This window comes from Flavobacterium sp. AK-345 (assembly GCF_058310175.1).
Genome location: NZ_JBZEER010000007.1, coordinates 24,200 through 47,177 on the forward strand (window position 1 = coordinate 24,200; position 22,978 = coordinate 47,177).

A 22,978-nucleotide genomic window follows, 5' to 3' on the forward strand; every position below is an offset into this window, starting at 1 on the left:
TTTTTGTTTTAGATTAAATTGAAATCCAGATCAGCAAAAAACATAAGCATCATAAGGCTTAAAGGATTTTTTATAATCAAAATCACATCTAATTAGTTAAAAAAAATAAATATTAACTTATATAATATTATCAATTTAACTAAATGTATGAATTTATTTGTTATTTTTAATACAATTTCTAATCCTAAAATATTCGTATTAACTTAACTTTTAAATTATGAAAAAAAAATTACTCTTCCTGCTTCTTTTCAGTATCAATTCCTACATCTATAGCCAGCATGTCTGTGGAACTTCTACAGTCGCTTCCTCTGCTGCAAAAAAAACATTTACTGTTTCAGAATTAGCTGCCGCACAAAGTGCTTCTTATTGCATTAATGTTTATTTTCATATTGTAAGGGACAATTCCGGAAATGGCGGAATTCAGGTAAATCAATTGTCAAGCATAATAAACAACCTGAACCAATTTTATAATTCACATAACATTTATTTTGTGAATGAGGGTTATGACTTTATTAATAACACAAATTATCAACAAATAGATAATAAACAAGAATCCGAAAATCTTGCCCAAACTAATAATCTGTCAAATTCAATAAATTACTATATTGTTGACAGACTATGGAACACACCGGAAGGATTCATAGCAGGAACTGCAATTAGTATACCTTCGAACAGATTAGTAATCAGAAAAGATTATGCATTATCTGAGGTTTCTTCACATGAAATGGGGCATTGCTTAAATTTATGGCATACGTTTCAAGGAACAAAACCTAATACTGATGGATGTGCTGAAGCAATTAATGGTTCTAATTGTTATTCTTGTGGTGATCAGGTTTGCGACACACCTGCAGATGCTGATAGTTATAATAACAATGGATACAATCCCGATCTTACGAATATAATGTCTTATTATCCCTTCACCGATCATTTTACACCTGATCAGGGATTAAGAATGAGAAGCGCAATCAACAGTTTTCAGCTCTTAAGAAATACGATTAGCACCAGCTGTTCTATTCCAACTCTTACAGGCAGCGCACAATTTTGCAGTAATACAGCAGGAAGCACTTATACATTACAAAACGGAGGGAATTCTGTCGCCTGGCAAGTTTCACCCAATTTACAAATTCTATCCTCAGACAATACCAGTATAACTGTAAAACCATCCGGCTCCTGGGTTGCTAGTGAAGCCGGATATGTCGATGCTATACTTCCATATCAAACTATAAGAGATAGTGTCTGGATAGGCGTGCCGTATATTAATTACAACAGTAATGAAGACTTTACAATGTGTCGTGATCTTAGTACTACAGAAAACAACTTTTTTAGAGCGACTATAAAAGGTCAGGATCTTTATACAACCTGGGAGATAGAAAGCATTACAGATAATCATTATGCAAGTATGCAAGGCGATGAAATTCTAATTTCTCTTAATTTTGCGCCACCATTTAATTATGTAGCTTTTAAGGTGAGAGCCAGTAATAGCTGTGGTTTTTCTGAATGGCTTCAATATTATGTTACCGTCATCAGTTCCTGCGAAAACGGAGGATCAAGTAGTTTTGTCGTATATCCCAATCCAGTCTCCTCAGTTCTAAATATTCAAGAAAGTCAGGAATCATTATTTCAAAGAAAATCCGGTAATGACATTTTAGAATTAAAACTATATGATGATACAGGAAATTTAAAAACAGAAAGAAAAACAAATAAATTTTCTGAACTTGATATGACCAATCTGAAAAATGGATATTACTTTTTACAACTAATTAAAAACGGACAATTGGAAACCCATAAGATTATTAAAAATTAAAATTGACTTAAATTATTACTGCTAAATATCATATCTTAGGAATTAGCAAACAAAAAGCTCCGCAATTGGAGCTTTTTTCTTATAATATTTGAAAGATTAAACTTAATAATATTCAATGCAATTTATTTTAAACTGAAATGAATTTAACTATATTTGTTACTTAACCAAAAATAATAAATATGGTACAAAAAACATCGAATGCCTTTATTGCAGCATCTTGGGTTGCACTTGGAGCCGGAATGATTGGATACATTGTTGGTCTAGCCAGAGCCGAAATGCTTTTAAACGAAAAAGGATACTATTTTACAGTTCTAATGTTTGGTCTGTTTGCTGTAGTTTCACTACAAAAAAGTGTAAGAGACAGACTTGAAAAACTTCCGGTAACAGATATGTATTATGGAATTTGCTGGTTTGGAACTCTTTTGTCAATTGTATTATTGGTAATTGGACTTTGGAATGCAACAATTCTACCAAGTGAAAAAGGTTTCTATGCATTTGCATTTTTATTAGCACTGTTTGGCGCTATTTCAGTACAAAAAAACACAAGAGATAATATGTCATTTTCTAATGAATAATCTTTTGAAATTATAATTCAGATAAAAACCAACTTCCAAGTTAAAACGAAAAAGCTCCATAAAATTTATGGAGCTTTTTTTATATAAGAATTTGAGATTATTTACTCAAATACATTTTTCTTCTAGAGTACAATTCGTAGAATTGATCGTCTTTTAAGTCATCAATAAATAAGATACTTTCTCCGGTTGATTTCATTTCAGGTCCTAGTGCTTTGTTTACATTTTGGAATTTACTGAAAGAGAAAACCGGTTGTTTAATCGCGTATCCTTTCAATTGCGGATTAAAGTCAAAATCAGTTACTTTATTGTGTCCTAACATTACTTTTGTAGCGTAGTTTACATAAGGCTCTCCATAAGCTTTTGCAATAAACGGTACCGTTCTCGATGCTCTTGGATTTGCTTCGATAATATAAACCGTATCGTCTTTTATCGCAAACTGAATATTAATTAAACCAACTGTTTTCAGCGCTCTTGCGATTTTCACCGTATGATCTTTTATTTGCTGCATTACGAATTCTCCTAAGTTAAAAGGAGGCAAAGTAGCATTACTATCTCCAGAGTGAACTCCGCAAGGTTCGATATGCTCCATAATTCCGATGATGTAAACATTTCCATCAGCATCACAAATGGCATCAGCTTCTGCTTCTATTGCTCCGGCTAAATAATGATCAAGAAGTAATTTATTTCCTGGAATCGTTTTCAACAAATTGATAACGTGTTCTTCTAACTCTTTTTTGTTGATTACAATTTTCATTCCCTGACCTCCTAATACATAAGAAGGACGAATCAATAATGGGAAGTCAAGAGTATCAGCAAGTGCAGAAGCTTCATCAGCCGTTTCGGCGATTCCGAATTGTGGGAAAGGAATATGTAATTCTCTTAATAAATCTGAGAAACGTCCTCTGTCTTCCGCTAAGTCAAGTGCATCAAAACTAGTTCCGATGATTTTTACTCCGTATTTAGATAATTTTTCAGCTAGTTTCAAAGCTGTTTGCCCACCTAACTGTACAATAACCCCTTCTGGTTTTTCATGCTGAATAATGTCGTAAATATGTTCCCAGAAAACAGGCTCGAAGTATAATTTATCAGCCGTATCAAAATCTGTCGAAACCGTTTCAGGATTACAATTGATCATGATGGTTTCGTAACCACATTCTTTTGCAGCCAAAACTCCGTGCACACAAGAATAATCAAACTCAATTCCTTGTCCAATTCTGTTTGGTCCTGAACCAAGAACGATGATTTTCTTTTTATCTGTAACAATACTTTCGTTATCTACATAACGCTCGCCGTTTGCTTTTTCTATTTCTGCCTCAAAAGTTGAGTAGTAATAAGGTGTCAATGCTTTAAACTCTGCCGCACAAGTATCAACCAGTTTAAACACGCGGTTGATGTTTTGATCCATACGCAAAGTGTGAACTTCACTTTCCAGACAATTCATCATGTGAGCAATTTGTCTGTCGGCAAAACCTTTTTGTTTCGCTTCAAGCAATAATTCTTTTGGAAGATTAGAAATTTTATAGTTCGAAATTTCTTTTTCTAAAGTATAAAGCTCCTCGTATTGTTTCAAGAACCACATATCGATTTTTGTGATTTCATGAATACGGCTCAACGGAATTCCCATTGCAATTGCGTCATAAATTACAAAAACACGATCCCAACTTGCAAAAGTTAGTTTCTCGATAATCTGTTCATAATTGGTATATCCTTTTCCATCAGCACCTAAACCATTTCTTTTGATTTCTAATGATTGAGTTGCTTTGTGTAAAGCTTCCTGGAACGAACGTCCAATTCCCATTACCTCACCAACAGATTTCATCTGAAGACCTAAAGTTCTGTCAGCACCTTCAAATTTATCGAAGTTCCAACGTGGTATTTTAACAATTACATAATCCAATGTCGGTTCAAAAAGAGCCGAAGTCGATTTTGTAATTTGGTTTTGCAATTCATCTAAGTTGTATCCTAAAGCTAGTTTAGAAGCGATTTTAGCAATTGGGTAACCAGTCGCTTTTGATGCTAAAGCAGATGAACGTGAGACACGAGGATTAATCTCGATTGCTACAATATCTTCTTTTTCATCTGGTGAAACTGCGAATTGTACGTTACAACCTCCCGCAAAATTTCCGATACTACGCATCATCAAGATCGCATAGTCACGTAATTTTTGGAAAGTAGTATCAGATAATGTCATTGCTGGTGCAACTGTAATCGAATCTCCGGTATGAATTCCCATTGGATCCATATTTTCGATCGAACAGATAATCACCACATTATCATTTTTATCTCTTAAAAGTTCTAATTCGTATTCTTTCCATCCTAACAAAGCTTTGTCAATTAGGACTTCGTGAATTGGTGACATTTCTAATCCGTAGGTTAGTTTTTCGTCAAATTCTTCTTTGCTATGAACAAAAGCCGCTCCGGTTCCTCCTAAAGTAAACGAAGGACGAATTACTAACGGAAATCCAAATTCCTGAGCAATTTCTTTTCCTTCAAGGAAAGAAGTAGCTGTTTTTGCTGGTGCAGTAGGTACATTTATTTTTTGAAGCAATTGTTTAAATTGCTCTCTGTCCTCGGTAATATTAATAGCATTTACATCAACACCGATTAATCTTACTCCGAAATCCTGCCAAATTCCTTTTTCATCAGCTTCCAAACATAAATTCAAAGCTGTTTGTCCTCCCATTGTAGGCAAAACAGCATCAATTTGTGGATGTTCCTTCAGAATTTCAATAATCGATTTTGTCGTTAATGGTTTTAGATAAACATGATCGGCCATAGTAGGGTCGGTCATAATTGTCGCTGGATTTGAGTTTATCAAGATAACTTCAATTCCTTCTTCGCGAATAGAACGTGCAGATTGAGATCCGGCATAATCAAATTCGCAAGCTTGACCAATAACAATAGGTCCTGACCCTATTATTAAAACTGATTTTATTGATGTGTCTTTAGGCATTTTATTTGTATTGTGTAGTTATATATGGTATTTCAAAAATGATCTGTAGTACATTAAAAACTAGAATGTTGCAAGTTTTTTTACTGACAAGGTATAAAAAAAGGCGATACTAAAAAAGTAACGCCTTATTTATGTTTATAGAAACATTATTTTTTGTGTCTAGGTTCGCTAGAAACAGTTAATTTATGTCTTCCTTTTGCTCTTCTACGCGCTAGAACTTTTCTTCCATTCGCAGAAGCCATTCTGTCCATAAATCCGTGCTTATTTCTTCTTTTTCTTTTCGATGGTTGAAATGTTCTTTTGCTCATTGCTTTGTATCTTTAAAATGGTGTCTAATATCTCTTTTCTGTTTTTGAATATCGTTATTCGAAAACCGAGTGCAAATATACAAAGACTTTTTTTTCCCGCAAGTACTTTAATAAAAATATTTTTAATTCATTTTACTATATTTGCAATCACAAATATACATCTATTATGTTTCACAAAAATATTAAACTTATTTTGGCCGGACTTCTTGTAGTTGCTGGCATTTGGCAATTTACAGAAAGTAATATCGGAAATGGAATTTTCCTTATTTTACTTACTGCAATTCCGATTTTTCTTTACTTTAAAAACGAATTCATCCTTTTAGCCTTCCTTAAATTAAGAAAACAAGACTTTGAAGGAGCTAAAAAATGGCTGGCATACATTAAAAATCCCGAAGCAGCATTGGTTAGAAAACAACAAGGATATTTTAATTACCTTCACGGAATCATGTTATCTCAAACTAATATCAATCAGGCTGAGAAACATTTCAAAAAAGCTATCGAACTTGGATTATCAATGGATATGGATTTGGCCGTAGCAAAATTAAACCTTGCAGGAGTGGCAATGTCACGCAGAAGAAAGCTTGAAGCAACTAATTTATTGAACGAAGCTAAGAAACTGGACAAACAAGGAATGTTGAAAGAGCAAATCACAATGATGAAAGAACAAATGAAGAAAATTTAAATTTCTTTAAATTACAATATCATTTTTAAATTACAATATCAAAATCCTAAATTCCAATTTACTGGTGTTTGGGATTTTTTTTGTTTTAGATTTCTGAGTTTAGATTTTAGATTTTTCTTCTATTGGAAAGAATACCGTTTAGTTTGTCATTTCGACCGAAGAGAGAAATCACACTCGTAACTCTACAAAGATTGGCGATTTTGATTGCGGAGTTTCTTGCGGAGATCCCTCGTTCCTCGGGATGACAAGATTGCGAGTAATAACTTTGCGCGTAAATCTTTGTCAAAGTTTTAAACTTTGACAAAGATATCGAACCGCCAAAAAATTGGAATTTTGGAATTAATCTTCCAATATAATAGATGGCAAATTCTCATTCAGCCATTTGTATTTATTAAGAATCATGATATGAGTTCCGCCTTTTACGATAATGCAGCTTTTGATATATTTTATAGGAAAAACTTCGTCCTGATCACCATGAATATGAATTATATTTTCATCGATTTGATTCCTATCCCATAAAATCACATTTTCGACTGCCCATTGTAAATAGCGGATATCGCGCATGGCAAGAAATTTTTCGTATAACTTTATTCGTTTGTTGACTTTTTCTCCAAAGGAATATTTTGCAAGATTCTCGATATTCAAAATCAATTTCATCGGAATCAATTTGTAGGCTTTTGTCGTTTTTCCAATTTTCATTCTTCTCGGAAATTCTAAATTGCTTCTGACGCTCGAAATAATTATAACCTTTCGGGTATCAATATGTTTTGCTATTTCCTGAACCAGAATTCCTCCAAAAGATACTCCAATTAAAACTGGATTTTCATGTTTGATGTTTTTTGCAATCCGAAGTGCATAATCAGACAAGGATTCCTTTGGATGTGGAATTTCCCATTCCAATAAACACATTTCGAAAACAGATTCATCTAAATTGATTCTTTCAAAAATAGTCGAACTTGCAGCCAAACCAGGCATAAAATAGACAGGAATTTTACTCATTAGTTCAGAAATTGTAGCTTTTAAATTTATTCTAAAATTACTTTTTTTAGCAATATGCACAACAAATCTTACGCCATAATTACAAATTAAACTTATTTAAATTACAAAAAGTAAGTAAAGCCTGAGAAAACTGCATCTCCAAAAAAATAATTTAATATTGAGAATCAAATGATTACCTTTGTAATCTAAATAACACATGTTAAATATCTTTTTAAGGAGTTTTATATGAGTTATTTGCGCCCACCATTTCTATTATTTTTTTAACCCTACAAGAACAACTAATTATGGAAACTATTGACATTATGGAAATCAAAGACAACACTTTTGCAAGACAATTTGAAGCCATAACCCCCGAAGGATTGCTTTCTGTTGAATATTCGTTTCAGGAAAAGAAAATTTTTTTAACCAAAATCAATACTCCCGAGGGATTTGAAAACCAAGCTTTAATTGACACCGTACTTAAAAGCATCATGGAAATTGTGGTAGAAAAGAAATTTAAATTAATGCCTATTCACCCAAAAATTGTACAGTTCATCAAAAAAAATCCAAAGTATAAAGAATTACTTCCTCCGGGAATTAGGATTTAATTTTTTTATTTCTTCATAAAAAACAAAAAGCACAAGAATTAACTTGTGCTTTTTGTTTATAATAAAACTGAAAATTCTATTTTTCAATCTCTCTCATAGAATCCATTTTTTTATGTGCCAGGAAACCTGCCACATCTTCAAAATGTTCTTTAACTCGTTTATTTCCAAATTCAAATACCTTCGTTGCTAATCCGTCAAGGAAATCACGATCGTGGGAAACCAAAATTAAAGTTCCGTCAAAATCACGCAATGCATCTTTAATAATATCTTTTGTTTTCATATCTAAGTGATTCGAAGGCTCATCCAGAATCAACAAGTTTACCGGCTCCAACAATAATTTTATCATTGCTAAACGCGTTTTTTCCCCTCCCGAAAGCACTTTTACTTTCTTAGTTATATCATCTCCCTGAAACATAAATGCTCCAAGAATATTTTTAATTTGTGTTCTGATATCTCCAACAGCAATTGCATCGATTGTTTCAAAAATAGTAGCATTTTCATCTAATAAAGAAGCCTGATTTTGAGCAAAATATCCAATTTGAGAATTGTGTCCAATTTCAACACTTCCTTCATCGATACCTATTTCCTTCATGATCGCTTTGATCATGGTCGATTTTCCTTCACCGTTTTTACCTACAAAAGCTACTTTTTCTCCTCTTTCGATAACAATATTAGCATCTTTAAAAACTACATGATCTCCGTATTTTTTAGACAGTTCTTTTACTACAACAGGATATTGCCCTGAACGTGCTGCCGGCGGAAATTTTAATTTTAATGCTGAATTATCTACTTCATCAACCTGAACAATAACAAGTTTTTCAAGCATTTTAACACGAGACTGCACTGCATCTGTTTTAGAGAAAGTACCTTTAAAACGATCAATAAAAGCTCTGTTATCAGCAATCATTCTTTGCTGCTCATCATATGCTTTTTGTTGGTGAATACGACGATCTTTTCTCAATTCTAAATAATGAGAATATTTTGCTTTGTAATCGTAGATTCTTCCCATTGTTACTTCAATAGTACGATTTGTGATATTATCTACAAACGCTCTATCGTGCGAAATTACCACAACTGCCTTTGCTGAATTGATCAAAAATTCTTCAAGCCACTGAATACTTTCAATATCCATGTGATTGGTTGGCTCATCCAGTAAAATTAAATCCGGTTTTTGCAATAAAATTTTAGCCAATTCTATACGCATTCTCCATCCTCCTGAAAACTCAGAAGTCTGACGTGTAAAATCTTCACGTTCAAAACCTAAACCAACTAAAATTTTCTCTACTTCAGCTTCATAATTCACTTCTTCAATCGCATAAAATTTCTCGCTTAAGTCAGAAACTCTTTCGATCAATTTCATATAAGCATCACTTTCATAATCAGTACGAACTGTTAATTGCTCATTGATTTCATCAATTTCGGCTTTCATTTTAAAAATTTCACCAAAAGCTTTTGATGCTTCTTCCATTACAGTCGAACCATCTTTGGTCAATAAATGCTGAGGCAAATAAGCCACAACAGCATCTTTTGGAGTCGAAATACTTCCGGTTGAGGGTTTGCTCTGACCTGCAATTATTTTTAAAAGTGTCGATTTTCCCGCACCATTTTTACCCATAAGGGCAATTTTATCATTTTCATTTATAGCAAAAGAAACATCGCTAAATAATGTAGTTCCACCAAACTGAACCGAAATATCGTTAACTGTAATCATTACTTTTTGTGAATTTGTTTAATCGGTTAATCGTTTATTTGATAACCCATTTTTTTCGTGGTGCAAAGATAGATTTAATTAGATAATTTGGCAATTAGATAATTAGATAATTCTCATTAAAGACAAAAAGCTTTTTAAACATAAAAAACTCCGCAAAGCATATAAACTTTGCGGAGCAAATATTTTCAATTATCTAATTGGCACATTGACTAATTAGATAATTAATCCTTTCTCCATTTTTTAGTTTCCTCAAAAATGTGCTCCAGAATTGAAGATTCAATTTCATCAAATTCTATGTTTCTTCGGCTCATTACTAATTTTGCCGTTTCAAAAGCTTTTTTAGTCACATACGTGGTAAAACCTGCAGCTCCGCCCCAGGAAAAACTCGGAACAAAATTACGAGGAAAACCACTTCCGAAAATATTCGCACTCACTCCTACTACCGTTCCTGTATTGAACATCGTGTTAATACCGCATTTACTGTGATCGCCCATCATCAAGCCACAAAACTGAAGTCCCGTTTTAGCAAAACCTTCTGTTTCGTAGCTCCATAATTTTACCTCTTCGTAATTATTTTTCAGGTTTGAATTATTGCTATCCGCTCCAATATTACACCATTCGCCCAAAACAGAATCACCTAAAAATCCATCATGACCTTTATTTGAATTGGCAAAAAGAACAGAATTTTTAACTTCACCACCAATTCTGGATCCCGGACCAACAGTTGTAGCTCCGTAAACTTTTGCATTTAACTTCACTTGTGCATTTTCACATAAAGCAAAAGGACCACGAATTACGGTTCCTTCCATAATTTCGGCATTCTTACCTATATATATAGGTCCGGCTGAAGCATTCAGCGTTACAAACTCAAGCTTTGCCCCTTCTTCAATAAAAATATTTTCAGGCGAAATTACATTTACACTTTTCGGAATTGGTTGTGATTTTCGATCTTCTGTCAAGTAGTCAAAATCAGCACGAATTGCAGCATCATTTTTAGAAAAAATATCCCACGTATGCTCTACTGTTATACAATCCTCGTTGTATTGAATTATTTCATACGAATCAAAATCAACTTCTTCCTGATTTTCATTTGTAAAAAAAGCAATTACATCATCTCCTTTAAAAATCGCTTGATTTTCTTTTAAATCAGAAACCATTTCTGCAAGCGTATCATTTGGTAAATACGCCGCATTTATCATTACATTTTCTTCCATTTCCACCATCGGAAATTTTGCAGACAAATACTCTTCGGTAATTGTTGTGATTGTAGACCCCAAACGCATTTCCCATTTCTGACGAATTGTCATAATTCCGATTAAAATATCAGCAACAGGTCTTGTAAATGTAAACGGTAATAAAGCATTCCGGACGGGACCGTCAAAAAGAATGTAGTTCATAAAATAGATTTAATATTGTTAAAATTGATTTGGTTACCTGAGTCAAAGTTACAAATATTTATGAGTTTGATTAAAGACCTTTTTTATCAAAAAGAAATATGAAACGTTTTTTTGCCACGAATTCACGAATTAATTATAAACAAATTAAAAACAAAGCATATTACAAACATTTCTAATTACTGAAACGGTTGGTGTTTAATCCTAAAAAAGAAAAATTCGTGAATTCGTGGCTAATAATTAACCGCATAAAAAAAGCCTCCCAAATTGGAAGGCTTTTGTATAAATAAAAAACAGTTATTAGTTTTTAACGTGTTTTGCATATTTAGTTTTGAATTTATCAATACGTCCTGCAGTATCGATAAGTTTAGATTTACCAGTATAAAAAGGGTGAGATGTTCTAGAAATCTCCATTTTTACAACTGGATACTCAACTCCGTCAACTTCAATTGTTTCTTTTGTATCTGCAGTAGATTTAGTGATAAAAACTTCGTCGTTTGACATGTCTTTAAATGCAACTAATCTGTAATTTTCTGGGTGAATTCCTTTTTTCATCTTTTCTTTTATTTATTGTTTAAAGCATTTTTATTTTGAAGCTTTTTCATGGTTAGAAAAAGGTGTAAACAAATAATACTCTTTTTGTTTAAAAACTTTTAATTATTTTGAGTTTGCAAATTTACAATTCTTTTTTAATATACAAATCTTTACGTCACTTTTTTTTACTTAAATTCAAAAAGCTTTTTTCCCCGCGATTATATTCGGAATTACTATATTTGTGGATTAATTTTAAAACATATATAAATATGATTAATGAAGTTATAAAGAAGAATGGAATTACATACGGTGTAATGATCGGAATTGCATCTGCTCTAATTACTGCTACCATTTATGCAGTCGATTTAAATCTATTTGTTTCCTGGTGGTTTGGCTTGCTTGGTTTAGTAATAAACGTAACGATATCAATCATTTTGCTTTCTAAAACCAAGAAAGAATTAAATGGAATTTTTCCTTTCAAAGAGGCCTTTACCACTTACTTTATTGCAGCGGTAATTGGTATTCTAATCTCTACTTTATTCAACATTGTCCTATTTAATGTTATTGATCCGGGAGCAAAAGATACTTTAAGCGAAATTATGATTAAATATACGGTTGGTATGCTGCAAAAGTTTGGCACTCCGGCTTCTACAATTAATGAAACTGTTGCAAAAATGAAAATAACAAATCCTTATTCTACCTTAGAATTAGTAAAAGGATCTGTTTTCGCTATTGTAATCTGTGCTATTTTCGGATTAGTTTTCGCAGCATTTTTTAAAAGCAAATCTACACAAGAATAAAAAAATAAATGAATTTATCTATACTTATACCACTTCTAAACGAGGAGGAATCACTACAAGAACTCTATTCGTGGATCATTAAAGTGATGCAATCAAATAATTACTCTTATGAAATCATTTTTGTAGATGATGGCAGTACAGATAATTCCTGGGAAATTATTGAAGGTTTCTCTAACGAAAACCCCAATGTAAAAGGCATTCGTTTCATGAAAAATTTTGGAAAATCACAAGCTCTGCATGCGGGTTTTGCAAAAGCAAAAGGCGACGTAATTATTACTATGGATGCCGATTTGCAAGATAGTCCGGATGAGATTCCCGGATTATTTGAAATGATTACAAAAGAGAAATTTGATTTGGTATCAGGCTGGAAAAAGAAACGTTACGACTCTGTTGTGGCGAAAAATTTACCTTCAAAATTATTTAATTGGGCGGCCAGAAAAACTTCCGGAGTTGAGTTAAATGATTTTAATTGCGGATTAAAAGCATATAAAAACACAGTTGTAAAAAACATCGAAGTTTCGGGCGAAATGCACCGTTATATTCCGGTTTTGGCAAAAAATGCAGGTTTTAATAAAATTGGGGAAAAAGTTGTGATTCACCAGGCCCGAAAATATGGGGAAACCAAATTTGGCATGGATCGTTTTATCAACGGTTTTCTGGATTTGATTACGATTTGGTTTCTATCAAGATTTGGAAAAAGACCAATGCACTTATTTGGTTTATTGGGATCGATAATGTTTCTGATTGGTTTTTTATTAGCCCTATACTTAGGAATCGATAAATTATTTATTCACAAAACAAGCCGATTAATTACCGAAAGACCACATTTTTATCTATCCATAACATCAATGATTATAGGAACGCAATTATTTTTAGCCGGATTTTTAGGTGAAATTATATTGCGTACTAAAAGCAATGAAGCTCGTTATAAAGTAGCTCGAGAAGTTAATTTTTAAAGTAAAGACAATAAAATATGATGTTCCTGAATAATTCAGGAGCATCTTTTGCGTTCTTACAGGAACATAAAAATATTTTTTTGATAATTACTATAAAGCAGGATTATTCCTTAAAAAATATTATCTTTAATTAGAACATTAAAAACACATTTACATGAATATAGCACCTAATATTTTAAATGCTGTAAACGAATGGCTGACGCCTACATTTGACAATGAAACACAAGCGGCCGTTAAGGAATTAATGACAACGTCGCCAAAAGAACTTGAAGAAAGTTTTTATAAAAACCTGGAATTTGGTACAGGTGGAATGCGTGGTGTTATGGGTATTGGAAACAATAGAATTAACAAATATACGCTTGGAAAAAACACACAGGGTCTTTCAGATTATCTACATGAAGTTTTTCCTAATCAACCATTAAAAGTAGTTATTGCTTATGATTGTCGTCATAACAGTAATACTTTGGCAAAGGTTGTGGCTGATGTTTTTTCTGCAAATGGAATTCAGGTTTATTTGTTTTCAGATTTACGCCCAACTCCGGAATTATCTTTCGCGCTTAAATATTTAGGCTGTCAATGTGGAATCGTACTTACGGCTTCACATAATCCGCCGGAATATAACGGTTATAAGGTATATTGGCAAGACGGAGGACAAATTGTTCCGCCGGAAGATGCAGCAATCATCAATGTAATCGAAAATTTAGATTACGACAAAATCAAATTTAACGCAAACGAAAGCCTGATTCAATACATCGATACAGAAATCGACAAGGCTTTTATTAAATCATCTATAGAAAACGCAAGTTTTGATACTCCGGCTGAAGCCAAAGATAATTTGCATATTGTTTTTACTTCACTACACGGTACTTCTATAAAATCTATTCCGGATACTTTATCACAGGCAGGTTACAAAAACGTACATATTGTCCCTGAACAAGCGATTCCTGATGGAGATTTTCCAACAGTTAAATCTCCAAATCCCGAAGAACCGGAAGCTTTAACAATGGCTTTGGCTTTGGCAGATAAAACAAACTCAGATATTGTTGTTGGTACAGATCCTGATTGTGACCGTTTAGGTGTTGCCGTTAGAAACAATGATGGTAAAATGATTTTGCTTAACGGAAATCAAACCATGATTTTGATGACTTCTTTTTTATTGAAACAATGGAAAAAAGCAGGCAAAATTAACGGAAAACAATTCGTAGGTTCCACCATTGTTTCCACTCCAATGATGATGGAACTGGCAACAAGTTATGGTGTAGAATGCAAAGTTGGTTTGACAGGTTTTAAATGGATTGCCAAAATGATCAAAGATTTTCCTGAACTTCAATTTATTGGTGGTGGAGAAGAAAGTTTTGGTTTTATGGTTGGTGATGCCGTTCGCGATAAAGATGCAGTTGCTGCTACTTTATTGATCTGCGAGGTGGCTGCTCAGGCCAAAGCTGCCGGAAGCACTGTCTATAAAGAACTTTTACAACTTTACGTTGAAAATGGTTTCTATAAAGAATATTTGGTTTCATTGACCAAAAAAGGAATGGAAGGATTACAGGAAATTAATCAGATGATGATTGATTTACGTGAAAATCCATTAAAAGAAATCAACGGACAACGCGTAATTATGGTTGAAGATTATCAATCCTCTATTGCCTTAAATTTATTAACTGGCGAAGAATCTGCCATGGATATTCCGAAATCAAACGTATTGATTTATTATACTGAAGACGGTTCTAAAATTTGTGCAAGACCAAGTGGTACTGAACCAAAAATTAAATTCTATATCAGCGTTAATGCAGAATTAGAATCAGTTCAGGATTTTGATGCTGCAGAAAGTTTCTTAGATCAGAAAATACAAAATATCATTGCAGGAATGCAATTGAAGTAAATAATAATGAGTGACAAACCTGATATAAATAATCAGCCGGAACTATTAAATTCAATTATCGGATTAATAGATCAGGCTCGTCATTTTGTTGCCAAAACGGTTAATCAGGAATTAACTTTATTATATTGGAATATTGGAAAAACGATCAACGAAGAAATTCTAAAAAATGATCGCGCAGATTATGGCAAAAAGATAATTCCAGCATTAAGCATTGCTTTAACTGACAAATACGGAATAGGCTTTAACAAACGAAACTTACAAAGCTTTGTCAAGTTAAACTCTACAATTGAGGACTTTACAATTTTGCACACAGTGTGTGCAAAATTGAGTTGGTCCCATATCAGAACTTTAATTTATATTGAAAACAATATTAAAAGAGAGTTTTACATTCAGATGAGCGTTCATGAAAGATGGAGCGTAAGAACTTTACAGGAACGAATTGACAGTATGCTTTTTGAAAGAACTGCTATTAGTAAAAAGCCTGAGGAAACCATCATCAACGACTTAGCACTTTTAAAATCAGAAAAACAAATTAGTCCGGATCTAACCTTTAGAGATCCTTATTTTTTGGACTTTTTAGGACTTCACGATAGTTATTCTGAAAAAGATCTTGAAAGTTCTATTTTGGCACAATTGCAAAATTTCATTACCGAAATGGGAAGCGAATTTGCTTTTCTTGCCCGCCAAAAAAGAATCACAATCGACGACGAAGATTTTTACATTGACTTACTTTTTTACCATCGCGGTTTGCGCCGGTTAGTTGCTATTGATTTGAAATTAGGGAAGTTTAAAGCCGGTTATAAAGGCCAAATGGAATTATATTTGCGTTGGCTTGAGAAAAATGAACAAAAAGAAGGCGAAAACAAACCAATTGGATTAATTTTGTGCAGTGAAAAATCTCCAGAACAAATAAATTATTTAATGCTGGATAATGACGAACAAATAAAAGTATCAGCATATTTAACCCAACTACCAGAAAAAAAATTATTGCTGGAAAAACTGGAAAAAGCAATTGCAATAGCAGAAAATAACATCTATAAATAAATGAGTAATTTCAAAAAAATAGTTCCTTTTATATATCCATATAAAAAATACGCTTTCTTAAACATCTTTTTTAATGTTTTATATGCGCTTTTTAGCACACTTTCTTTTGTTGCATTAATACCGATGCTTCAGGTACTTTTTGACAAAAACAAACAAATTACGGTAAAACCTGAATATCAAGGAATTCTAGAAATTCAGAAATATGGTGAAGATTATTTAAGCTATTATATTACAACAACAAAAGGCACGCATGAGCCGGGTTACGTTTTATCTATAATGGTTGCGATTATCATTTCTATATTCTTACTAAAAAATCTGGCCGATTATCTGGCAATGTTTTTTATCACTTTTTTACGAAATGGTGTTCTGAGAGATATGCGAAATGCGATGTATAAAAAAACACTTGAATTACCGTTGGCTTTTTATTCTGAAAAAAGAAAAGGAGACGTTATCTCCAGAATTTCAGCTGACGTAAACGAGGTTCAAACTTCGTTTTTAGCGATATTAGAACTTATTGTAAAAGAACCTTTGACGATCATTTTTACAATAATTGCAATGCTAATTATTAGTGCTAAACTTACGTTGTTTGTATTTATTTTTATTCCTGTATCCGGATATATTATTTCATTAATTGGAAAACAGTTAAAAAAACAATCTACTAAAGCACAACAGGAACAAGGTACTTTTTTATCAACCATAGAAGAAACTATTGGAGGATTGAAAGTCGTAAAGGGATATAACTCTGAAAACTACTTCAACACTGTTTTTCAAAATTCAACAGAACGTTTTTTTAATTTATCAAACAACATTGGTAATCGCCAAAACCTTGCTTCGCCTGCGAGCGAATTTATGGGAATTACCGTAATTGCCATCTTGCTATGGTATGGTGGACAAATGGTTTTGATTGACAAAACACTGCAAAGTGCCTCGTTTATAGCCTACATGGGATTAGCTTATAACATCCTAACACCTGCAAAGGCTATCTCAAAAGCTTCTTATGGAGTTAAAAGAGGAAATGCAGCAGCAGATCGTGTTTTAGAAATTCTGGATCAGGAAAACCCAATTACTTCTAAACCTGATGCAATCGAAAAAACATCTTTTGATAATAATATAACGGTTCAAAACATTAATTTTAAATACGAAGAAGAAACGGTTTTAAAAGATTTTTCTCTTGAAATTAAAAAAGGACAAACCGTTGCCCTTGTTGGACAATCGGGAAGTGGAAAAAGTACAATTGCTAATTTATTAACGCGTTTTTACGATGTTAATGACGGTGTTATTTCTATCGATGGAATCAACATTAAAGACATGAATTTGCAATCACTTCGTAGTTTAATGGGATTGGTAACACAAGACAGCATTTTGTTTAATGATACTATAAAAGCAAATATTTCCCTAGGAAAATTAGATGCTACAGATGATGAAATTATTGAAGCGTTGAAAATCGCTAATGCATATGAATTTGTACAAGAATTACCTTTAGGCATCTATACCAATATTGGTGACAGCGGAAATAAACTTTCCGGCGGACAAAAGCAGCGTTTATCTATTGCACGTGCAGTATTGAAAAATCCTCCAATTATGATTTTGGATGAAGCTACATCAGCATTGGATACTGAAAGTGAAAAATTTGTTCAGGTTGCTCTTGAAAATATGATGCAAAACAGAACTTCGATTGTTATTGCGCACCGACTTTCGACAATTCAAAAAGCGGATTTGATCGTTGTAATGCAAAAAGGAAAAATAGTAGAACAAGGAACTCATGACCAACTAATTGCACATAACGGAACTTATAACAAATTGGTTACAATGCAGTCTTTTGAATCGTAATTAAAAGATATATTTTAGCTTAGCCACAGATTACACAGATTAACACGGATTCTTTTTTATAAATAATGAAATAAAATCTTTTAAAATCTGTGTAATCTGTGGCATTTTTTTTGAGTATAATCCTCTAAATATTAAAGAAATGTACCTGAATAATCCAAATATAAAGCTGCCTGAAGATCCGGATACTATTGTTTGGAAATACCTTGATTTGTCTAAATTTTTGGATTTATTATTGTCTAAAAAATTATTCATGTCCCGCTCTGACAAATTCGAAGATCAGTATGAAGGAACTTTCAGCGAACCTACTTTTGAAGAGATTAAAAAGCTAGCCATTGATAATCCTGACTTTTTAAATTACTACAAAACACATCGCGAAAAAGTAGCTGTGAGCAGCTGGCACATCAACGAATACGAATCATTTGCAATGTGGCAGATTTTCACTCAAAACAGCGAAGGATTAGCGATTCAGTCAACAATTGGCAGATTGCAAAAAGCAGTAAAACCAGAGAATAATTTTGATCAATATATTGGAGAGGTCAATTATATCGATTACAGAAAAGAATATATTCCGTTTGATGATTTGTTCTTTCCGTTTTTATTTAAACGAAAAAGTTTTCAATATGAGCGCGAAGTACGCATTTTAACTGATACTTCAAAAAGTACCATTAAATTAAACGACGGGTTAAAAATCAATGTCGATATCAACCAATTAATCGAAAAAATCTACATTCATCCAAAGTCTGAAAACTGGTACAAAAAACTAGTAATTGAATTGGTAGAAAGACTTGGTTTTGATTTCGAAATAGAAAAATCAGATTTAGAAAGCGATATTTTGATTTAGATTTTTTTTAAAGTTGCTAAGGTTCTAAGAAACTAAGATTCTAAGGTGCTGAGTTTTTTTCGTGCTTTACGTACATAGAAAAATCAAAAGGGTTCTTTTTATTTGATGATAACAAAAAAACCATTTAAAAATTATTTCAGTTAATTTTTAAATGGTTTTTTGTGTAAGGTATTTAAAAACCTCAGTCACTTAGAATCTTAGTATCTCAGAACCTTATATCGGTTTGTAGTTTTCAACCTCCCATTTTTTAGAAGCTAAATCAATGTAGTTATAATGCAAAACATCGTTTTTATCGAATTGTCCGTTTTGGTTGGTATCTTCGATTGTTCTAAAATACAAACGGCTTTTAGATTCAATTAAACTCCAGTCTACTAATTCCTGAAAATCTTCAGAAATTTTGGTAAAATGTTCACCGCTAATATTGCTTAAGTATAACGTTTTAATATCTCCCGAATCAATTTTACCATCTTTATTGGTATCAGCGTCAGCAAGAGTGTAAACCATTATTTGATTCTTCGTTTTATCAGCAACAGGCTTTAAATACGTAGCTGTTAAGATCAAAACTGGTTTATCAGACAAAGGTCGGATAGAATCTGAATCTGTTTTTTGAAATTTCAGATTTTGTAAATATCCTGTAATTTCATATTCTCCTAAATTAGAAATTGTAAAACTCAAATCGTTTACGCTCGAAGATCCGTAACGTGATTTTGTACCTCTTTCATAAACACGTAAATCTCCAACCGGATGGATTAAATAATTTGTTCCTTCCATCTGAATAGGCAAATCAGCCACTTCAATTTGTGTTGAATCTGTCTTGGCTACTACTTTTGCTTTATTTGAAGCATCATAAATTACTTTTGGCTGCTTCTGCACTTCATCTCTACAACTCACTACTGTTCCGATGATTACTAAGGCGATATATTTTAAATAGTTTTTCATGTATGCTAATTATATTGGAATATCAAATATAGTATTTTTGATTGTATTATTTATTTTTATTGAATTTTACTAGGGCGAAGATGTTTAGGAATACAAGCGCGAAATAACCAAAAGAAACCAATATCCACTTTTGTTTAAAAAAAGAAATTTGATATAATTTCTTTTCCCTTTCAGCATAATCATCTACAAACATCACTACTGGAATGCATGTCATCATGTGATCATTTTTTGATTTTTTATTTTTTTTAGATTTATTACTACTTGCCAGTATGTAAATATCATCTCTATAGGGTGCAAAAGTGGGCGCTTTCTCAGTTTTCAGTATATCTACAACACTAACATAAACATCATAATTCGTTTTAGGACCAAAATGAGTTACAATCCCATTTATAGTATCTTTACTTATAACTAATTTCTTCAGATAAAATTTCATTTCATTCAGCCTTTGTTTTTCAGCTGATAAACTCCCATTAAAATCAAATATCTTATATTTTCTTAAAGTAGCAATTTTATATTTTGTGAATGACCTCTTATCGGCCAGATAAATCTCAATTCCTCCATAAACTTTAAAAGCATCAACTTTATAAAAATGACAAAACAAAACAAAGGAATAAAAACTAGCGAAATCATTCCAGGAACGTAAAAAATCTTCTTTCTTTTTTCATGTTTCTCTATCATAACCTCGCATTCAGCTTAACATTAAAAACGCGTGAAGTCATATAATTTGGAATCGCATATTGATTTTTAGAATATACATCGCGAACCCAGGTGTTTGTTATGGCATTTTGATTATTGAAAAGATTGAAGATTTCTAAACCAAGAGACAATTCTTTAAAGTTTTTTATCCAGCCTGTTTTAGAACTTTGTGTATTGCTATCCACAAAAACCTTTGCAAAACCAACATCGGCTCTGCGGTAGTCATTTAATCGGTTTTGATATAAATATGGGTCAGAATAAGATGGCGAACCGCCTGGTAAACCTGTATTATAAACCAAATTCAAATACAATTTCACACTCGGAATATTTGGCATATAATCCTGAAACAACATGGCGAATTTTAAACGCTGATCTGTTGGTCGGGCGATATACCCTTTGTTTTCGTAGTTTTCATCGGTTTTTAAATACCCAAAACTAATCCACGATTCGGTTCCGGGAACAAATTCTCCGTTTAATCTAAAATCTAAACCTTGCGCATACGCTTTTGCATTATTGTTGGCGATATAGCGAATTCGAACATTATCAATCGAATACACATTTACATCTGAAAGCGATTTATAGTAGATTTCAGTAACCCATTTAAACGGGCGACTCCACATTTTAAAATTATAATCGTTGCTCAAAACAATATGTACAGATTCCTGCGCTTTTACATTTGGATTTACAACACCATTTAAATCACGAAGTTCTCTATAAAATGGCGGCTGATGATACAATCCTCCCGAAAGCCTGAAAACCATATCCATATCCCAATCTGGTTTTAAAGCAAATTGCGCACGCGGACTAAAAACAATTTGATTTTTTCCTTCGATTGCAGCACCTGAAACATCCCAACTCTGGAAACGTGCTCCAACATTATACCAAATTTGGCTTGACCCAATCTCTGATTGATTGTTATATTGTGCGTAACCAGAATATCTGTTTATCGTATTAAAATTAGTCGCACGAACATCCTGATAAGGCAGCAAAGGCCCAGTGTAAGGTTCGTATGGCTGATTATTTATTGGAATAATTGGTGGATTGATTGAAAATCCTGCAGAATCAATCATCTCCCACTCTACTATTCTATCACGAATGGATTCTCTGGTGTATTTTAAACCAAATTCTAACTGACTATTACTCCATTCCTTAAAACCTTTAATTTCTGCATTTGCAATTAAAGCGTCCAGATCATTTCGCGCATGATTGAGTTGAGAACCAATTCCGCGTGTGAAATCAACATTATCAGTATCGGTTTCTCCGTCGGGATTTACATTTCCTAAACGATATTGTGCCAAAATATCAAAATGTTCCTGTTCTGTTGTGTGAAATATTGAACCAATCAATTTTAAGGTAAAACCTGGCGAGACTTTATAAGTAGTTTTTAAAGCGCCAAAATAAGTATCATATTGATCTTTTTCCTGACCTTCATAATAAACTGCCAAAGCCATAGGCTGATCTATGGTTCCAAATTTAGTTTCGCGGGTTAAAGGCTGGTATAAATATTTATTTCGCGAAATATTTCCTAAAAAACTCATTTGCCATTTTTCAGAAATATCATAATTGATATTCGTCTGAACATCAACAAAAGTTGGCGTATAATTGGTTTGTGTATCCTGGCTATTTACCAATAAACTATTGTTTCGATAACGAACCCCAGTTACGGCAGACCATTTTTTATTTTTAGAAACTGCATCAACAGCAACACTTCCCCCAAGGAAACTGGCTTCTAAAGCTGCGCCAAATTCGGTTGGCTTTCGATAGGTAATATCTAAAACGGAAGACAATTTATCCCCAAATTTTGCCTGAAAACCACCGGCAGAAAAATCTACGTTTTGAACTAAATCTGTATTGGTAAAACTCAAACCTTCCTGCTGTCCCGAACGAATTAAAAACGGACGATACACTTCAATTTCGTTTACATAAACTAAGTTCTCATCATAATTTCCGCCTCGAACGGCATATTGTGTACTCAATTCGTTATTTGAATTTACACCCGGCAACGTTTTTAGTACGTTTTCTATTCCGGCGTTTGCTCCTGGAATTTTCTTGATCGTTGCGGCATCAATAACCGTAATTCCCTGAACGCGCTTTTTATTATTCGAAGAAACAAAAACTTCTCCCATTTGCTCTGCCGAATTACTCATAACCGGATTGAAAACAAAAATCTCATTCGGTTTTAAATTCACCGTAAGACTCATCATTTTTAAGGAAATATGTGTAAAAATCAGGGATGTTTTTTTATTCGAAGGAATTTCTATTTCAAAAAAACCATTAGAATCTGTTTTAGAAGAACTTCCTGAAGTGACAATATTCACATCAGAAACGGGACGTTTTTCACTATCTAAAATAATTCCTTTTACATGAGCATTTTGAGCAAATGAAACATAACCAATGCATAAAAAAAGGAAAACGAATATTAATTTACTCTGGTTCAAACGTT

19 protein-coding genes are annotated in these 22,978 nt (G+C 32.9%); 10 read left to right on the forward strand and 9 right to left on the reverse strand.

Annotated features, from left to right (window positions below; translation table 11 throughout):
* Positions 1 to 217: 217 nt before the first annotated feature.
* Together AC4FQ3_RS13770 and yiaA are read left to right on the forward strand one after the other, a co-directional pair.
* Positions 218 to 1,804: a zinc-dependent metalloprotease gene (locus AC4FQ3_RS13770; RefSeq protein WP_491182214.1), complete on the forward strand. Its 1,587-nt coding sequence runs from the start codon at positions 218 to 220 to the stop codon at positions 1,802 to 1,804.
* A gap of 179 nt (positions 1,805 to 1,983) precedes the next feature.
* A complete protein-coding gene (gene yiaA, locus AC4FQ3_RS13775) occupies positions 1,984 to 2,379 on the forward strand; it encodes an inner membrane protein YiaA (RefSeq protein WP_042567307.1) in 396 nt (131 codons plus the stop codon).
* Between the two features lie 97 nt (positions 2,380 to 2,476).
* On the opposite strand, the gene carB is transcribed toward yiaA, so the two are convergent.
* Both carB and rpmH read right to left on the reverse strand, forming a co-directional pair.
* A complete protein-coding gene (carB, locus tag AC4FQ3_RS13780) occupies positions 2,477 to 5,332 on the reverse strand; it encodes a carbamoyl-phosphate synthase large subunit (RefSeq protein ID WP_491182215.1) in 2,856 nt (951 codons plus the stop codon).
* Between the two features lie 146 nt (positions 5,333 to 5,478).
* Positions 5,479 to 5,640 (reverse strand): 50S ribosomal protein L34, encoded by a 162-nt coding sequence (gene rpmH, locus AC4FQ3_RS13785; RefSeq protein WP_008464848.1) that lies wholly within the window; start codon positions 5,638 to 5,640, stop codon positions 5,479 to 5,481.
* Positions 5,641 to 5,806: 166 nt separating this feature from the next.
* Between rpmH and AC4FQ3_RS13790 the strand changes: the two genes are divergently transcribed.
* Complete coding sequence (locus AC4FQ3_RS13790) at positions 5,807 to 6,322, forward strand: hypothetical protein (RefSeq protein WP_042567304.1); 516 nt, start codon at positions 5,807 to 5,809, stop codon at positions 6,320 to 6,322.
* 339 nt (positions 6,323 to 6,661) lie between these two features.
* On the opposite strand, the gene AC4FQ3_RS13795 is transcribed toward AC4FQ3_RS13790, so the two are convergent.
* A complete protein-coding gene (locus AC4FQ3_RS13795; protein ID WP_491182216.1) occupies positions 6,662 to 7,321 on the reverse strand; it encodes an alpha/beta hydrolase family protein in 660 nt (219 codons plus the stop codon).
* Positions 7,322 to 7,605: 284 nt separating this feature from the next.
* Here AC4FQ3_RS13795 and AC4FQ3_RS13800 point away from each other — a divergent pair, with 284 nt between their 5' ends.
* Positions 7,606 to 7,908: a GNAT family N-acetyltransferase gene (locus AC4FQ3_RS13800; protein ID WP_302093365.1), complete on the forward strand. Its 303-nt coding sequence runs from the start codon at positions 7,606 to 7,608 to the stop codon at positions 7,906 to 7,908.
* A gap of 76 nt (positions 7,909 to 7,984) precedes the next feature.
* On the opposite strand, the gene AC4FQ3_RS13805 is transcribed toward AC4FQ3_RS13800, so the two are convergent.
* The 3 genes from AC4FQ3_RS13805 to AC4FQ3_RS13815 all read right to left on the reverse strand — a co-directional run bounded on the left by AC4FQ3_RS13805 (position 7,985) and on the right by AC4FQ3_RS13815 (position 11,568).
* Positions 7,985 to 9,619, reverse strand: coding sequence for an ABC-F family ATP-binding cassette domain-containing protein (locus AC4FQ3_RS13805; RefSeq protein ID WP_073396530.1), 1,635 nt, complete (start codon positions 9,617 to 9,619; stop codon positions 7,985 to 7,987).
* Between the two features lie 221 nt (positions 9,620 to 9,840).
* The gene (locus AC4FQ3_RS13810; RefSeq protein ID WP_491182217.1) at positions 9,841 to 11,016 is read right to left on the reverse strand and encodes a GlmU family protein; all 1,176 of its coding nucleotides are present in this window, start codon (positions 11,014 to 11,016) and stop codon (positions 9,841 to 9,843) included.
* A 297-nt stretch (positions 11,017 to 11,313) separates the two neighbouring features.
* On the reverse strand, positions 11,314 to 11,568 hold the full coding sequence (locus AC4FQ3_RS13815; RefSeq protein ID WP_029272307.1) for a type B 50S ribosomal protein L31: 255 nt from the start codon (positions 11,566 to 11,568) through the stop codon (positions 11,314 to 11,316).
* A 248-nt stretch (positions 11,569 to 11,816) separates the two neighbouring features.
* Between AC4FQ3_RS13815 and AC4FQ3_RS13820 the strand changes: the two genes are divergently transcribed.
* The 6 genes from AC4FQ3_RS13820 (at position 11,817) to AC4FQ3_RS13845 (ending at position 18,900) form a co-directional block, all read left to right on the forward strand.
* Positions 11,817 to 12,347, forward strand: coding sequence for a DUF4199 domain-containing protein (locus AC4FQ3_RS13820; RefSeq protein ID WP_073396525.1), 531 nt, complete (start codon positions 11,817 to 11,819; stop codon positions 12,345 to 12,347).
* 8 nt (positions 12,348 to 12,355) lie between these two features.
* Positions 12,356 to 13,303 (forward strand): glycosyltransferase family 2 protein, encoded by a 948-nt coding sequence (locus tag AC4FQ3_RS13825; protein ID WP_073396524.1) that lies wholly within the window; start codon positions 12,356 to 12,358, stop codon positions 13,301 to 13,303.
* Positions 13,304 to 13,457: 154 nt separating this feature from the next.
* Positions 13,458 to 15,185: a phospho-sugar mutase gene (locus tag AC4FQ3_RS13830; protein ID WP_491182218.1), complete on the forward strand. Its 1,728-nt coding sequence runs from the start codon at positions 13,458 to 13,460 to the stop codon at positions 15,183 to 15,185.
* Positions 15,186 to 15,191: 6 nt separating this feature from the next.
* The gene (locus AC4FQ3_RS13835) at positions 15,192 to 16,229 is read left to right on the forward strand and encodes a PDDEXK nuclease domain-containing protein (protein ID WP_491182219.1); all 1,038 of its coding nucleotides are present in this window, start codon (positions 15,192 to 15,194) and stop codon (positions 16,227 to 16,229) included.
* Complete coding sequence (locus tag AC4FQ3_RS13840; RefSeq protein ID WP_491182220.1) at positions 16,230 to 18,059, forward strand: ABC transporter ATP-binding protein; 1,830 nt, start codon at positions 16,230 to 16,232, stop codon at positions 18,057 to 18,059.
* 139 nt (positions 18,060 to 18,198) lie between these two features.
* Positions 18,199 to 18,900 (forward strand): hypothetical protein, encoded by a 702-nt coding sequence (locus AC4FQ3_RS13845; RefSeq protein ID WP_042567295.1) that lies wholly within the window; start codon positions 18,199 to 18,201, stop codon positions 18,898 to 18,900.
* Positions 18,901 to 19,113: 213 nt separating this feature from the next.
* On the opposite strand, the gene AC4FQ3_RS13850 is transcribed toward AC4FQ3_RS13845, so the two are convergent.
* From AC4FQ3_RS13850 to AC4FQ3_RS13860, 3 genes are all read right to left on the reverse strand, one after another.
* Positions 19,114 to 19,839, reverse strand: a complete 726-nt coding sequence (locus AC4FQ3_RS13850) for a hypothetical protein (RefSeq protein ID WP_491182221.1) — start codon at positions 19,837 to 19,839, stop codon at positions 19,114 to 19,116.
* A gap of 46 nt (positions 19,840 to 19,885) precedes the next feature.
* Positions 19,886 to 20,440 (reverse strand): hypothetical protein, encoded by a 555-nt coding sequence (locus AC4FQ3_RS13855; protein ID WP_491182222.1) that lies wholly within the window; start codon positions 20,438 to 20,440, stop codon positions 19,886 to 19,888.
* A gap of 73 nt (positions 20,441 to 20,513) precedes the next feature.
* Positions 20,514 to 22,973, reverse strand: a complete 2,460-nt coding sequence (locus AC4FQ3_RS13860) for a TonB-dependent receptor (protein WP_491182223.1) — start codon at positions 22,971 to 22,973, stop codon at positions 20,514 to 20,516.
* Positions 22,974 to 22,978: the final 5 nt, after the last annotated feature.

Bases quoted from the DNA above. Each gene is read 5' to 3' on its own strand.
- AC4FQ3_RS13795 (WP_491182216.1), bottom strand. From the start codon at position 7,321: ATGAGTAAAATTCCTGTCTATTTTATGCCTGGTTTGGCTGCAAGTTCG.
- AC4FQ3_RS13850 (WP_491182221.1), bottom strand. From the start codon at position 19,839: ATGAAAAACTATTTAAAATATATCGCCTTAGTAATCATCGGAACAGTA.
- AC4FQ3_RS13800 (WP_302093365.1), top strand. From the start codon at position 7,606: ATGGAAACTATTGACATTATGGAAATCAAAGACAACACTTTTGCAAGA.
- AC4FQ3_RS13820 (WP_073396525.1), top strand. From the start codon at position 11,817: ATGATTAATGAAGTTATAAAGAAGAATGGAATTACATACGGTGTAATG.
- AC4FQ3_RS13770 (WP_491182214.1), top strand. From the start codon at position 218: ATGAAAAAAAAATTACTCTTCCTGCTTCTTTTCAGTATCAATTCCTAC.
- AC4FQ3_RS13830 (WP_491182218.1), top strand. From the start codon at position 13,458: ATGAATATAGCACCTAATATTTTAAATGCTGTAAACGAATGGCTGACG.
- AC4FQ3_RS13805 (WP_073396530.1), bottom strand. From the start codon at position 9,619: ATGATTACAGTTAACGATATTTCGGTTCAGTTTGGTGGAACTACATTA.
- carB (WP_491182215.1), bottom strand. From the start codon at position 5,332: ATGCCTAAAGACACATCAATAAAATCAGTTTTAATAATAGGGTCAGGA.
- yiaA (WP_042567307.1), top strand. From the start codon at position 1,984: ATGGTACAAAAAACATCGAATGCCTTTATTGCAGCATCTTGGGTTGCA.
- AC4FQ3_RS13845 (WP_042567295.1), top strand. From the start codon at position 18,199: ATGTACCTGAATAATCCAAATATAAAGCTGCCTGAAGATCCGGATACT.
- AC4FQ3_RS13815 (WP_029272307.1), bottom strand. From the start codon at position 11,568: ATGAAAAAAGGAATTCACCCAGAAAATTACAGATTAGTTGCATTTAAA.
- AC4FQ3_RS13825 (WP_073396524.1), top strand. From the start codon at position 12,356: ATGAATTTATCTATACTTATACCACTTCTAAACGAGGAGGAATCACTA.
- AC4FQ3_RS13810 (WP_491182217.1), bottom strand. From the start codon at position 11,016: ATGAACTACATTCTTTTTGACGGTCCCGTCCGGAATGCTTTATTACCG.
- AC4FQ3_RS13840 (WP_491182220.1), top strand. From the start codon at position 16,230: ATGAGTAATTTCAAAAAAATAGTTCCTTTTATATATCCATATAAAAAA.
- AC4FQ3_RS13790 (WP_042567304.1), top strand. From the start codon at position 5,807: ATGTTTCACAAAAATATTAAACTTATTTTGGCCGGACTTCTTGTAGTT.
- rpmH (WP_008464848.1), bottom strand. From the start codon at position 5,640: ATGAGCAAAAGAACATTTCAACCATCGAAAAGAAAAAGAAGAAATAAG.
- AC4FQ3_RS13835 (WP_491182219.1), top strand. From the start codon at position 15,192: ATGAGTGACAAACCTGATATAAATAATCAGCCGGAACTATTAAATTCA.